Raw genomic sequence first — 13,860 nt, 5'->3', positions numbered from 1 at the left:
AATCCGGATAAAAGGTGCATTCAGCGGCGCTTCTTTGCCGGTCCGGCGGGGCTGGTTAGAGTAAGTGAACACTGATGCCCGAGGAGCGAACGTGAATCTCGACGATTACCGGCGGGCCGCCAGGGCATGGCTGCGCGACAACGCGCCGGTCGGCGAACCCGCGCCCGAGGACGCGATCGCCCACGCCAAGGACTTCATGGCCAGGCTGTACGACGCCGGCTACTCCGGCATCACCTGGCCCGCGCGATGGGGCGGCCAGGGCCTGACGCAGGCCGAGGAGCGCGCGTTCGCCGCCGAGGCCCGCCCCTTCTCCCTCCCCACCTACGTCTTCTCCATCGGGCTCGGCATGACCGGGCCCACCCTGGTCGACCGGGGCACCGACGAGCAGCGCGAACGGTTCGTCCGGCCGCTGCTGCGCGGCGAGGAGATCTGGTGCCAGCTGTTCTCCGAGCCGGGAGCGGGCAGCGACGTGGCCGCCCTGCAGACCCGGGCGGTCCGCGACGGCGACCGCTGGATCGTCAACGGGCAGAAGGTGTGGACGTCGGTCGCCCAGCACGCCGACTGGGGCCTGCTGCTCACCCGCACCAACCCCGAGGCGCCCAAGCACCGGGGCCTGACCATGTTCGTCGTGGACATGCGCGACCCGGGCGTCACGGTCAGGCCGCTCAAGGACATGACCGGCCGGACCCACTTCAACGAGGTCTTCTTCGACGACGTGGCCGTCCCCGACGCGCACCGCGTGGGCGAGGTGGACGACGGCTGGAGCGTCGCCGTCACGACCCTGCTGCACGAGCGACTGTCGATCTCCGCGGGGGTCGGCATGGGCCGCGCCAAGGACGACCCCACCTCGCTGGAGGCGCTGCGCCGCACCGCCGACACGAGCGACCCGCTGGTCCGCGACGACCTGGTCGAGCTGCACATCCGCACCCGGGCGCTGGCCCTGTTCAACCAGCGGCTCGCCCAGGAGACCGAGGCGGGCCTGTTCCCCGGCGCCCGGGGCAGCGCCGCCAAGCTGCTGCTGGCCGAGCTGACCCTGTTCGAGGCCGACCTGGCCACCCGCCTGGCCGGCCCGTCCGCCGTCACGGGGAGCGGCGACGGCGAGGGCCCCGGCCCGCTCGCGCACGCGATCTGCCTGGCCCCGGCCATGTCGCTGGGCGGCGGCACCAACGAGATCATGCGCAACATCATCGGCGAGCGCGTCCTCGGCCTGCCGCCCGGGCCGCGCGTCGACAAGACCGTGCCCTTCAAGGACCTGAAGGTGGGGACGCAGGAATGAGGCTCGTGCTCACACCGGAGCAGCGGGAGCTGCGCGAGGCGGTCCGCTCGTTCCTGGCCGCGGCCTCGCCGCCCGCCAAGGCCCGCGACGGCTACGACCCGGCCGTCCACGCCCGCCTCAACGGCGAGCTGGGCCTGTCCGGGCTGATCGTCCCCGAGGAGTACGGCGGGGCGGGCGCGGGCATGGCCGAGCTGGCCGTCGCGCTGGAGGAGACCGGGGCGGCGCTGCTGCCGGGGCCGTTCCTGGCCACGGCGTTCGCGGCGCTCGCGCTCACCCGGGCGCCCGACAAGGAGCTGCTGACCGGCGTCGCCGAGGGCCGGATCGCCGCCACGCTCGCCCTGCCCCTCGTGCCGGACGGCCTGGCGGCACGGGCCGAGGGCGGCGCGGTCACCCTGCGCGGGACGCTGCCGCGGGTGCTGAGCGGGACGGAGGCGGACGTGCTGCTCGCCGCCCTGCCCGGGGCGCCGGCGGGCGACGGGTCCGGCACGCAGGGGGAGCCCTCCTCGGACGACGGGACCGGCACGCCGGGGGAGTCGCCGGGCGGCGGGCGGGCGGGGCGGTCCTCGGACGGCGGGCCCGTGCTGGTCGCCGTGGACCTGGGCGGAGCGGGCGTCACCCGCGTCCCGCTGGAGACCCTCGACCTCACCCGGGGCCAGGCGCGGGTGGAGCTGGACGGCGCCCCGGCCCGGGTGCTCGGCCGGCTGGGCGCCGACGGGGCCGCCGCGGTGGCCGATCTGGTGGCCGTCGCGCTGGCCGCCGAACAGCTCGGCGTGCTGCGCGCCTCGCTCGACGCCATCGTCGCCTACGCCAAGATCCGCGTCACGTTCGGCCGCTTCATCGGGTCCTACCAGGGCGTCAAGCACAAGCTGGCCGACATGCACTGCAAGCTCGAACAGGCCGAGTCCGTCGTCCGCCACGCCGCCTGGGCCGCCGACGAGGACCCCGCCGAGCTGCCCCACGCCGCCGCGCTCGCCCAGGCGTACGTGGGCCGCGCCTGCTTCGAGGTGGCCCGTGACCACCTGCTGCTGCACGGCGGCGTCGGGTTCACCTGGGAGCACGACGCGCACCTGTTCTACAAGCGGGCCAAGGCCGACGAGGTGCTGCTCGGCCCGCCGCGCGTCCACCGCGCCCGCCTCGCCGCGCTCATGGAGGCCGGGGCACCCGTTGCGGGGGAGGCGTGATGGCGGCCGACGAGCACCCGCCCGGTTTCTACGCGCTGGCCGCCGCCGACCCCGGCCGCCTCGCGGTGATCGACGCCGACGGCACCCGGACCACGTACGGCGAGCTGCTGACCCTCGTCAACCAGGTCTCCCACGGCCTGCGCGCCCGCGGGCTCGGCACCGGCGACGTGGTCGCCGGCGTGCTGCCCAACGGCCTCGACGCCGTCGTCATGCTCATGGCCACCGGCCAGCTCGGCCTGTACTACGTACCGGTCAACTGGCACCTCACCGCGCCCGAGATCGCCTACATCCTCGGCGACTGCGACGCCAGGCTCGTCGTCACCCACGAGGCGTACGCCGACAAGGTGCCCGCCGGAGCCGAGACGGGCACGGCCGGACTCGCCGCAGGACAACCCGGCAGCGCGCCCGGGAACCGCACCGCGGGCGCGGTCATGTGGTACACCTCCGGTACCACCGGCTTCCCCAAGGGCGTCCAGCGCCGGCTGCCCGGCTCGGAGCCGGAGGCGGTCGTCCCGCTCTACACCTGGTTCCTCGGCGAGGTGGTGGACCTGAGGCCGGGGCGCGACGTCCACCTGGTGACCTCGCCGATGTACCACTCCGCGCCGTGCGCGCACACGCAGTTCGCGCTGCACCTCGGGCACACCGTGGTGATCACCGCGCGGTTCGAGCCGGTCCACGTCCTGGAGCTGATCCAGCGCCACCGGGTGACGAACGCGATGATGGTGCCGACCATGTTCCACCGCATGCTCCAGCTCCCGCGCGAGGTCCGCGAGGCGTACGACGTGTCCAGCCTGCGGCAGGTGATCCACACGGCCGCAGCCTGCCCGGTCGCGGTCAAGCGGGAGATCATGCGGTGGTGGGGGCCGGTGCTGTACGAGTACTACGGCTCCACCGAGTCCACGATCGCCTTCGCGGTCAAGCCGGAGGAGTGGCTGGCCAGGCCCGGGACCGTGGGCCGGCCCGTGCCGACGTTCGAGGTGCGGATCCTCGACGACCAGGGCCGCGAGCTGCCGCCGGGCGAGCCCGGCATGGTGTACGTCAAGTCGGGCCTCGGCCGGTTCGAGTACCGCAAGGACCCCGCCAAGACGGCCGCCAGCATGCGCGGCGAGTGGTACGCCCCCGGCGACATCGGCTACCTCGACAAGGACGGATACCTGTTCCTGTGCGACCGGCGCACCGACCTGATCGTCTCGGGCGGCGTCAACATCTACCCGGCCGAGGTCGAGGCCGCGCTGCTGGAGCACCCCGCGGTCGCCGACGTGGCCGTCATCGGCGTGCCCGACGAGGAGTGGGGGCACCGGGTGGTCGCGCTCGTGCAGCCTGCCGAGGGGGTCACGCCCGGACAGGAGCTGACGGCCGCGCTGCTGGAGCACTGCGCGCCCCGCCTGGCCCGGTTCAAGCATCCGCGGGTGGTCGAGTACCGCGACAGCCTGCCGCGCACGCCGACGGGCAAGCTGTCCCGCTCCCGGGTGCGGGAGGCGTACCTCGCCCAGCGGTGATGTTCAGGAGGCGGCCGTCCTCGCGGCGGCCGCCCGCCGGTAGCGCTCGCCCAGCTCCGCCACCGCCTCGGCCAGCTCAGGCGGGTCCAGCACCTCGAAGTCCACGCCCAGGAACCCCATCCACGCCGCCAGCCCGCCCAGGTCGTCACCGCCGATCCGCAGCAGGCAGGTGCCGTCGTCCATCGGCTCCGGCTCCAGCCCGGCCGGCAGGTGCCCCATCCGGTCGGCCGGCGCGTGCAGCAGCACCGTCGCCCGGTACCTCCACATCGCGGTGTTGACGCCCTTCTCCACGTACTGCGCCACGTCGCCGTCGCCGGGCAGCTCGCGTGCGGCGAACCGCGGTCCCTCCGGGACGCGCGGGCGCATCCGGTCCACCCGGAACGTCCGCCAGTCGCCCCGCTCGACGTCGTAGGCCAGCAGGTACCACCGGCCGCGCCGATGGACCAGCCGGTACGGCTCCACGTCGCGCACCGTGGACTCGCCCTCGTGGCCCGTGTAGTCGAAGCGCAGCCGGTGCCGGTCGCGGGCGGCGTTGGCGATCGTCGTCAGCACCTCCGGCGCCACCGAGGGGGCCTGGCCCGGGATCTGCACCGTGTAGGCGTTGAGAGCGCTCACCCGGTGCCGCAGCCGCGAGGGCAGCACCTGCTCCAGCTTGGCCAGGGCCCGTACCGACGTCTCCTCGATGCCCTCGACGCCGCCGCCCGCGGCCCGGCCCAGCCCCACCGCCACGGCGACGGCCTCCTCGTCGTCCAGCAGCAGCGGCGGGAGCGCGGCGCCCGCCCCGAGCCGGTAGCCGCCCGCGACGCCCGGGGTGGCGTGGACGGGATAGCCGAGGCTGCGCAGCCGCTCGACGTCGTTGCGGATCGTCCGGGTGGAGACCCCGAGCCGTCCGGCCAGCTCGGGGCCCGACCACTCCCGGTGCGCCTGGAGGAGGGACAGCAGCTTCAGCAGGCGCGCGGACGTTTCCAGCATGCGCCCAGTCTGCCCGTCATCGCGGAAGGTTCGCTTCCGTGATGCCGACGTCGGTGCGGTTCAGCCGCCGAACAGCTTCTGCGCCTGCTGGACGACGGTGAGCACGGTCAGCGTGCCGAAGAACGCGATCGACCACACCAGCGCGGCCAGCCGGTACGACCGGACCTTGATCGCGGACGGCAGCGCCCGGCGGTTCAGCACGATGAGCAGGATCGAGTACACGAACATCATCACCGCCGCGAAGCTCGCGGACAGCACCAGCAGGATCAGCGGCTGGTCGAAGCCGAGCAGCAGCACCGCGACGCCGACCAGCGTCATGGCCCAGACCACGGCGAAGTAGACCCGGTTCACCGAGACGGACCGGTCGCGCAGGTAGACCGTCTTGATCGTGTCGGAGGCCAGCCGCGAGGTGTAGTCCACGATGCCCATGGCCGAGGCGAACAGCGCCAGCGCCCCGATCACCCAGAACAGCACCCCGAACCACGGGCCCACCACGTCCTGCAGCGTCTCGCCCTCCACCTTGAGGAACCCGATGCTGTTGGCCAGCCCCTGCTTCCCGAACACGGTGGAGTACGCCAGCATCGACATGAACGCGATCGTCAGGAACGACACCAGCGCGAACGTCGTGGCCTGCTCGACGTTCGCGAAGCGCCACCAGGCCCGCCACCGGGCCAGGTTCGCCTTGGTGGGCGCGAACTGAAAGCCCGTCGAGGAGGCCGCCTCCTCGTGCCCGGTGACCGGGCTGACCAGGCGCGGCACGTACCCGCCCATGCCGAAGCCCTTGTCGCGGATCCAGTTGCTCTGGCAGAGGTTCTGGCCGCCGCCCGCGCCCGCGTAGGCGATGGCGCCCATGAGCAGCGCGAAGTCCAGCGGCGGGACCGGGATCCGGGCGCCCGCCGTCAGCCCCTTGCCCAGCTCCACCCAGCTCTGCGCGGTGATCGCCAGCGCGACCGCCACCACGACGAGGATCGTCACCAGCGCGATCTTGACGAAGATCACCCGTTCCAGCGCGACGTAGATCACCGGCGCCAGCGTGAGCGCGAGCGCGATGACCAGCAGCATGCCGATCGCGATCCAGCGCACGCTGCCCTGGCCCGAGCCGGTCAGGTAGGTGACCATGGTGGCCGACGTGGTCACCCAGCCGGGCCACAGGTTGGACGCGAGCGTCATCAGGACGAACACGATGCCCCAGTGCCGCCACAACCGGCTGAACCCGGTCAGCGCCGTCTCGCCGGTGGCCAGCGTGTAACGCTCGATCTCCATGTTGAGGAACCACTGCGTGATGATGCCGATCGCCGCACCCCAGATGAAGACCAGCCCGACCTGGGAGGCGATGTACGGCCAGAGGATGAACTCGCCCGAGGCGAGCCCCACGCCCGCTCCCACCAGCCCCGGGCCGATGATGCGCCAGGTGGAGCTGGGCGGCTCGGGCAGGTCGCGGACGCTGACGGACGGCAGGACGCGTGCGGGGACGGTGGGGGTGAACTCCGTCATCGCGGTTCTCCTTGTTCGGCTCCCGGCTGAAAGCTCAAAACAGCGGATAGCTTTTATTTCCGGGTTTGCGATGACATATTCACATTTGCACAACTTTCGCGAGACGCCCGTAAAGGCGGCGAAACTTTCCAGCCGCCTCCTGCCCGAGACGCCGGCCGTCATGAGGCGGGTCTGATCCGTGAGTGCTGCGCCAGGAACCAGTCGGCGGCGATGTCGGTCTCCGTGATGCGCCCGATCAGCGCCAAGGCCGAGCTGATGCTCTCCGGATCCTCCACGGGATCGTCGAGGACGTCGTCATCGCTGATCTGGAAGCGCAGGCCGTCCATCAGGTGATCGAGCGCGTGCGGCTCGTCGCCGGACTCGGTCCATGAGGCGAGCTTCGCGGGGCGGTGGGGCGACGCGGAGGGATGCCTCGGGGCGGCGGGGCGATGTGGAGGGATGCCTCGGGGCGGTGTGGACGGGCCTATCCGGGCTGCCGGGTCGTGACGACGTACTCCCCGGCGTCCGTGAATCCCACCACCCGACCGCCCTGCCGCATCAGCCCGCCCAGCACGTCCCGGACCGCCAGCCGCCACGCCTTACCCGCCCCAGGGTCGCGCCGCCGCAGCGTCTCGATGTCGCGCGGTGTCGCCACCAGCGCCACATGGCCGTCCGCGCGGCCCTTCACCGGCCGCTCGTCCTCCACACCCAGCGCCACCGTGTACGGCGGGGCCGGCGGCTGCTCCGGATCCTCCTCCAGCCGCCACGCCATGAACAACCGGTCGGACTCGTCGCCCTCGTTGATGGCGTCGGCCATGACCCCGTAGAAGTTCTCGGCGTACCCGGTCGGCCGAGCCCCGAGCTTCACCAGGTTGAACCGTGCGTTCCTGCGGACCAGCGGGTCGAACGTCCAGGTGATGCGGGTCAGGCCGTGCTCCAGGCACCAGGCGCGCTGGTGGAGCTTGAGCGCGTAGCCGATCCCACGCCCGATCGCGGCGCCGGTCACGTGGGAGTGCAGCGCGCCACCCGCCGCCAGGAACCCCACGGACGCGCCCACCAGCCGCTCACCCTCGTACGCCCCGGCCACGTACCCGCCGGTGTGGGCAAAGCCGATCATCAGCTCGACGGACACGGGGGCGTTGGCGGGATCAGGGTGCCAGATGCCGTCGAACAGGCGGTGGACGTCCTGGAACTCGGGGATCCGGTGCAGTTCGCGGATCGTCACCCCGGTCCGCAGAGCCGCCTGTTCCGCCACCAGCCGCGCAGCCTCCACTCCGCCGCCGGCCCGCCGCGCGGGCTCCCCTCCGTCGCCCGCCCGCCACGCGCCCTCCACACCGCCTCCTCCTGGTCGCCTGACCCACGCTTCCTCTTCCACCCGCCGCCTGGCTTCCACGTCCTTCGCCTCCGCCCGCTGGGTGGCTTCCACATCGCCTCGCATGTGCCGCGTGACCCGCGCTTCGTCATCGGCCCGCCGCCCGGCTTCCGCGCTGCCCGTCTCCGCCCGCTCGCTGGCCTGTGCTTCGTCTTCGGCCCGCCGTATGGCTTTCACGCCGCCTTCCGCTGGCTGCGTGGCTTCCGCGCTGCCCGTCTCCGCCCGTTCGGTGGCCTGTGCTTCGTCTTCGGCCCGCCGTATGGCTTTTGCGTGGGGCTCCGCCTGCTGGGCGGCCTCCGCCTTGCTCTCCGCAGGCTGCTCACTCATGGCCACCCGCCTTTGCCGTCGCGCTGCTCATCCCTGCTCATCCCCGTGTTTCACCTATCGAGCGTTCGTGTCTCGCGGATTCCCGGCGTCGGAGCGCGCTGCTCGTCCCCGCGTTCCGCCCGCCGAGCGCCCGTGTCACCGCGGATCCCCGGCGTTCGCGGCCCGCCGCTCATCCCCGTTCATCCCGGCGGATCACCTCCCGAGCGCCCGTGTCACGGGGACCGTTGGCGTTCGCAGTCCGCTGTACGGTGTCCCCGTTCGGCTCGGAGGGTGCACGGGTTACCGGCGTCTCAGCCTGCCGAGTCGGCCCCGGAAGCCCGGCCTCTTCCGGGGGACCGGTGTGCCTGGCCGGTACCGACGACCCGGCGTGGCCCGCGTACTCGGAGGCGAGAGCGTATCCCGCTCCTCGGCCGTCGGCCCGACGTACCAGCCGCCCGCCCGACACCCGTACGGCGGTCTCCGTCCCGTCGTGCACGGAGGGCAACCCGGCGGCCGCGGCCACGCGTCCGCTCTCGTCGTACACGATCCGCACGTCCGGCCACACACCCTCAGGGACGGCGGCGCGCAGGTGTGCGCCCATCCGGGCCAGCGCGAACCGTGCCAGCGGCCCGCGCTCGCCGGGATCGCCCGTCACCACGATCAGGGTGAGGGACAGCTCGGCCGGCACGGCCCGCACGACGGACTCCAGCGCCGACAGGCGCCGCAACCCGAGGAGGACCACCAGCCCGTCGCCGTCGAGCGTGAGTGGACATCCGCGCAGGACGTCCACCACCGGGGGCGGCGTCCAGGGGGCGTCGAGGGAGTACGGCTTCAGAGTGAGGACGGGGAGCAGCGGTGCGGGTCCGGGGTCGAGTCGCGCGAGCCGCTCACACGCGCGCACCACGTCCTCCCGCTCCGTCCGCACCGTCCCGGATCGAGTGACCGAGTGGGCGGCGGCGAGGGCGGAGCGCTGCGACGCCCCCTGGAGCAGGGTCAGCGCTGCGGTCGCCGGCCGCACCAGCCGCCGGCCCGGACGTCCGTCGAGCCGTTCCATGGCGAGGCCGAGGAGCGTCGCGTACAACGTCATGAGCTCCGCGAACGCCAGCCGGCTGCCCTCCTCGGCCTGTACCTGCGGCACGAGTTCGCGCCACACGGCCATCGCGCCCGCCGGCACGGGATCATCCAGCCAAGCCCGCGCGACCGCCCCCAGCACCCGCGCCACGTCTCCTTCGTCAGACGCTGCACTGAGACGTGATCCGCCACGTACCTCGCCGGGTAGCCGTCCTTCGCGCTCCTCGTGGAGTTGCCCTCCTTCGCGCTTCTCGTGGAGTTGCCCTCCGTCACGCTTCTCGTGGAGTTGCCCTCCGTCACGCTTCTCGTGGGGTTGCCCTCCGCCCCGTCCCTCGTCGGGTTGCCGTTCGTCCCGTCCCTCGCCGGGTGGCCATCCGTCCCATCCTTTGCCGGGTGGTGCTCCGCCGTGCTCCGCAGGGAGGGGCGATCCGTCACGCCTTCCGCCGGATGGCGATGCGCCACGCCCCTCATCGAGACGTGATCCGCCACTCCGCACACCGGATGCCGATGCGTCGCTTCCCGCAGCGGGGAGCGACGCGTTCGGCTCCTCGACCGACAGTGGCGCTACGCCCTGTCCCATGGCGACGGCTGGCGCGTCGGGCCCGTCACCCTGAAGCGCAGTCTCCATCCCCGCACCGGCGAGTTCGGTGCGGGATTCCTCGGCGAGGAGCGGCGCGCCGGGATTCTCTGCGGCGGACGGGGTGCCGTCCGGCTGCTCGCCCGAGGTCGGGCCGTCCGGCCGGTACGAGTCGGCGAGGACGGAGAAGAACAGCGCTCGCTTGCCGGGGAAGTTCGAGTAGACCGCGCCCCGGGTGAGCCCCGCCCGCTCGGCTATGTCATCGATCTTGACGTCGCGGAACCCTCGTTCGGCGAACTCGTCATGCGCCGCGGCCAGGACGCGCGCCCGGTTGCGCTTCTGCGACTCCGCTCTCGTCATCCTCCCCATCCGCTCACGATAGCGTCCGTACCAGCCCTCTGATCAGCCCGAACTCACCCCCGCGACAAGCCCGCGCCCGATTCATGGACCAGCCCTCTGGCCGGCGGGTCTCGGCCCTCGGGTCTCGCGTCTCGGGCCGGGGGAAGCCTCGGCTCCTCTCCGCGATCAGGCGAGGAACTCGCCGAGGAATCGGTGCAGGTTGCCGCCGATGATCTTGGCTACGTCCTTCTCCGGCAGGCCGCGCCCGAGCAGGCCCTCGGTCACCTTCGGAAGCCCTCTCGGCCCCTCAAGGCCCGGGACGACCGCCATCACGTCGACGCCTCTCGGCTCGAGGTCCTCGCAGCACGGCGGGGTCAGGTCCGCCATGACCTCGCGGATGAAGTCGGGCCCGAGCCCCACGTGGTCGATGCCCGCGACGTCCACCACATGCTCGATGTGGTCGAGCACGTGGTCGAGCGTGGCGGACCGGGCGTCCTCGGTGAGGAAGGGGGCGAAGAAGTTCACGCAGACGACGCCGCCGGTGGCCGCCACGCCGCGGAGCTGGTCGTCGGTGAGATTGCGGTGGTGGTCGCGCAGCGCCCGGGCCGACGAGTGCGTCGCCATGACCGGCCTGGTGGCCAGCTCCAGCACGTGCGCCACCCCGGACGCGCCCAGGTGGGACACGTCGAACACCATGCCCAGCCGTTCCATCTCCTTCAGCGCGGCGACGCCGTGCGAGGTGAGACCGCTGCCGGTCGCGTCCTCGCCGCTGCCGTCGGCGAGCGGCGTGCGGCCGAAGTGGGCGATGGAGGCGATCCGCACGCCCAGCCGGTACGCGGTCGGGATGAGCTCCACGCTCGCGTCGAGCCCCGGCATGCTCTCCAGCGCCAGGATGAGGGCGATCCGGCCCGACTCCAGCGCCTGGTCGATGTCCCGTGAGGTGAGGCAGAGCGCCACCCGGTCGGCGTTGCCCTCGGCGATCACGTGGGCGCACTCGATCATGCGCAGCGTCTGCCGCAGCGCACCCTCGGGCCGGTACTGGTCGTCGATGAAGACCGGCAGCACCTGGAGACCGACCCCGCCCTCCTGGAGCTGCGGCAGCCACTGCTCGCGGAAGAAGGCGGCCCATCGCGCGGGCGGCCGGGCGGAGACGGCCATGAGGAGGTCGTTGTGGGCGTCGGCGACGACGGAACGCCGGTGGAGGGATGTGCTGCTCATGCCCGGGACGCTACCGCCAGCGGCTCGGCGGGAGCCATGCTCGTGCGCGATCTGTGGACGACGCCCCCCGAATTCCGGGGAGCTGTGGACAACCGCCGGGCGATCAGCGGATGGCCGATGGACGACGCCGGGGTCACGCGTGACGGCTGGTGGACGACGCCGGGGTCACGCGTGACGGCCGGTGGACGACACCGGGCTCACACGTGGCGGTAGGCGGCGCGCGGCGGCCGGGACGTCAGCCTGCGGTAGAGGGTGGCCGGGCCCGGCCAGTTGTTGGTGACCCGGCCGCCGGCCGTCTTGTACCAGCTCCGGCAGCCGTCCTGCCACACCATCCGCTCCATCGCGGCGTCTAGCCGCCGCGTCCACGCGGCCATCGCCTCCGGCCGCACCTCCATGGGCCCGTGCGCGGACAGGTGCGGCAGGCAGGCCATGACGTGGTTCACCTGGCATTCCAGCATGAAGACGATCGAGTTGTGGCCCAGGTTGGTGTTGGGCCCGTACAGCAGGAACAGGTTGGGGAAGCCGGGCACCGAGATCCCCAGGTACGCCTCCGCGCCGGCCCTCCAGCGCCGCGCGAGGTCCAGCCCGTCGCGGCCGGTGACGCTCATCGGCGCGAGGAACTCGGTGCTCCGGAAACCGGTGGCGTAGATGATCGTGTCGGCCGGGTGGAGAGCCTCGGTCGTCTGGACGCCCTCCGGCGTGATCCGGACGATCCTCTCGGTCACCACGTCCACGTCCGGCCTGTTCAGGGCGGGATAGAAGGCGCTGTCGATGATGACGCGCCGGCAGCCGGGCGGGTAGTCGGGGGTGAGCTTGGCGCGCAGCTCCGGGTCCGGCACCTGGCGGTGCAGGTGTCCGAGGGCGCGCCTGCGCAACAGGCCGGCACTCCAGCCCTGGGCGAGCGCCGGGTACAGGGCGGTCTCGGCGTACCGGTAGATCCACTCGCGGTAGACGCGCTGCACGCCCGGTAAGTAGCGGAACGCGAGCCTCGCCCGGCGGCCGAACGCGGCGTCCGGCTTGGGGATCACCCAGTTCGGGGTGCGCTGGAAGACCTCCAGGCGCTCGGCGGCCCGGGCGATGTGCGGGACGAACTGGGCGGCGGACGAACCGTTGCCGATCACGGCCACCCGTCTGCCGGTGAGGTCGTGGCCGTGGTCCCAGCGGGCGGAGTGGAACGACGTACCCGCGAAGTCCCGCATTCCGGGGATGTCGGGGAGGTTGGGCCGGTTGAGCTGGCCCACCGCGCTCACCACCACGTCGAACGCCTCGGTCGAGGGGGCGGCGGACCCGGTCGCGCCGGTCACCTGCCAGCGGTCGCCCTCGAAGGCCGCGCTCACGACTTCAGTGTTGAACCTGATTTTCCGCCTGACGCCGTATTTATCGGCGCAATGCTGTAAGTAGGCAAGGATTTCGGGCTGGCCGGGATAGCGGCGCGTCCAGCTCCCGTACCTCTCGAACGAGTACGAGTACAGGTGCGAGGGGATGTCGCACCCCGCGCCCGGATAGGTGTTGTCGCGCCAGGTCCCGCCGAGGTCGCCCGCCTTCTCGAACACGGTGTACGTCGTGACGCCGGCCCGTTCCAGCCGGATCGCCATGCACAGCCCGCCGAACCCCGCCCCGATGATCGCGACCCTGGGTGCCATCCATGCCTCCTCGACGGATGTAAGGACGCACTTACGGTACGCCGGGCCCGTGCCGTGCGACAGCCCGGGCATCGCCCCCGGCAAGGGACGCGACGCCCTCCGTTCCCGATAGTCTGCCGAGGTGGCTGCAGTGACGCTGGCAGAGGTGATCGAGGTGCTCGAGGCGGCCTACCCGCCCGCCCGGGCCGAGTCGTGGGACGCGGTGGGCCTGGTCTGCGGAGACCCCGCCCAGCCGGTGGGCCGGGTGCTGTTCGCGGTCGACCCGGTCAGGGCCGTGATCGACGAGGCCGTCGAGTGGGGAGCCGACCTGATCGTCGTCCACCACCCGCTCTACCTGCGCGGCACCACCACGGTCGCCGCCGACACGCCCAAGGGCCGCATCGTCCACACCCTGATCAAGCACGACATCGCCCTCTACACCGCCCACACCAATGCCGACGTCGCCAATCCCGGCGTCTCCGACGCGCTGGCCCGCGCCGTCGGGCTGGTGGGCGACCTCGTGCCGCTCCGGCCGTTCCCGGACGACCCGTGGCGCGGCCTCGGGCGCATCGGGGAACTGCCGGAGCCGGTGACGCTGGAGGAGTTCGCGGTCGCGGTGGCCGAGGGGCTGCCGAAGACCTCGTGGGGCATCCGGGTGGCGGGCGACCCGTCGCGCCGCGTCGCCCGCGTGGCGGTCAGCGGGGGAGCGGGCGACTCGCTGCTGGAGACGGCCCGCGCGGCCGGCGTCGACGCGTTCCTCACCGCCGACCTGCGGCACCACCCGGCCAGCGAGTTCGCCGAGGCGGGCGGGCCCGCGCTCATCGACGCCGCCCACTGGGCCACCGAGTGGCCGTGGCTGGGCGGCGCCGCGTCCATCCTGCGCGGCGGTGGCGTTACCGTTGACACGCGCGTCTCCGCCACGGTCACCGATGCTTGGACAAGAGGATATTGATC

Annotated in this window: 11 protein-coding genes and 1 pseudogene; 4 read left to right on the top strand and 8 right to left on the bottom strand. The window is 72.5% G+C overall.

Translation table 11 applies throughout. The annotated features are described in order from the left end of the window. The first annotated feature begins 91 nt into the window (after positions 1-91). The 3 genes from HT134_RS22420 to HT134_RS22410 are packed head-to-tail and all read left to right on the top strand — an operon-like array spanning position 92 to position 3,956. On the top strand, positions 92-1,276 hold the full coding sequence (locus HT134_RS22420) for an acyl-CoA dehydrogenase family protein (RefSeq protein WP_175602404.1): 1,185 nt from the start codon (positions 92-94) through the stop codon (positions 1,274-1,276). Then, positions 1,273-2,457, top strand: coding sequence for an acyl-CoA dehydrogenase family protein (locus HT134_RS22415; RefSeq protein WP_175602403.1), 1,185 nt, complete (start codon positions 1,273-1,275; stop codon positions 2,455-2,457). Before HT134_RS22420 ends, HT134_RS22415 begins: the two co-directional genes overlap by 4 nt. After that, a complete protein-coding gene (locus HT134_RS22410; RefSeq protein WP_175602402.1) occupies positions 2,457-3,956 on the top strand; it encodes an AMP-binding protein in 1,500 nt (499 codons plus the stop codon). The genes HT134_RS22415 and HT134_RS22410 overlap by 1 nt, the downstream gene beginning before the upstream one ends. Positions 3,957-3,959: 3 nt before the next feature. Here the strand turns inward: HT134_RS22410 and HT134_RS22405 are convergent, their stop codons facing one another. From HT134_RS22405 to HT134_RS22365, 8 genes and pseudogenes are all read right to left on the bottom strand, one after another. Further along, a complete protein-coding gene (locus HT134_RS22405; RefSeq protein ID WP_175602401.1) occupies positions 3,960-4,928 on the bottom strand; it encodes a helix-turn-helix transcriptional regulator in 969 nt (322 codons plus the stop codon). A gap of 60 nt (positions 4,929-4,988) precedes the next feature. Beyond that, positions 4,989-6,422, bottom strand: a complete 1,434-nt coding sequence (locus HT134_RS22400; RefSeq protein ID WP_175602400.1) for an Nramp family divalent metal transporter — start codon at positions 6,420-6,422, stop codon at positions 4,989-4,991. A gap of 158 nt (positions 6,423-6,580) precedes the next feature. Continuing rightward, positions 6,581-6,748, bottom strand: coding sequence for a hypothetical protein (locus HT134_RS22395; RefSeq protein WP_175602399.1), 168 nt, complete (start codon positions 6,746-6,748; stop codon positions 6,581-6,583). A 137-nt stretch (positions 6,749-6,885) separates the two neighbouring features. Then, complete coding sequence (locus tag HT134_RS22390; protein WP_312888331.1) at positions 6,886-7,734, bottom strand: GNAT family N-acetyltransferase; 849 nt, start codon at positions 7,732-7,734, stop codon at positions 6,886-6,888. Between the two features lie 535 nt (positions 7,735-8,269). Next, the gene (locus HT134_RS45815) at positions 8,270-9,301 is read right to left on the bottom strand and encodes a TetR/AcrR family transcriptional regulator (protein WP_175602258.1); all 1,032 of its coding nucleotides are present in this window, start codon (positions 9,299-9,301) and stop codon (positions 8,270-8,272) included. 594 nt (positions 9,302-9,895) lie between these two features. Continuing rightward, positions 9,896-10,096, bottom strand: a pseudogene (locus HT134_RS22375) (TetR family transcriptional regulator); the annotation flags it as partial. 156 nt (positions 10,097-10,252) lie between these two features. Continuing rightward, positions 10,253-11,284: a dipeptidase gene (locus HT134_RS22370; protein ID WP_175602398.1), complete on the bottom strand. Its 1,032-nt coding sequence runs from the start codon at positions 11,282-11,284 to the stop codon at positions 10,253-10,255. Positions 11,285-11,481: 197 nt separating this feature from the next. After that, positions 11,482-12,927 (bottom strand): flavin-containing monooxygenase, encoded by a 1,446-nt coding sequence (locus HT134_RS22365; RefSeq protein WP_175602397.1) that lies wholly within the window; start codon positions 12,925-12,927, stop codon positions 11,482-11,484. A gap of 130 nt (positions 12,928-13,057) precedes the next feature. Here HT134_RS22365 and HT134_RS22360 point away from each other — a divergent pair, with 130 nt between their 5' ends. Beyond that, the gene (locus HT134_RS22360) at positions 13,058-13,858 is read left to right on the top strand and encodes a Nif3-like dinuclear metal center hexameric protein (protein ID WP_175602679.1); all 801 of its coding nucleotides are present in this window, start codon (positions 13,058-13,060) and stop codon (positions 13,856-13,858) included. The last annotated feature ends 2 nt before the right edge of the window (positions 13,859-13,860 follow it).

Origin of the sequence: Nonomuraea rhodomycinica (assembly GCF_013363995.1) — a bacterium.
In the GTDB taxonomy this organism is placed as follows: domain Bacteria; phylum Actinomycetota; class Actinomycetes; order Streptosporangiales; family Streptosporangiaceae; genus Nonomuraea; species Nonomuraea rhodomycinica.
The sequence above is the reverse complement of the archived record's forward strand: the minus strand, read 5'-3'. Positions and strand labels throughout refer to the sequence as shown.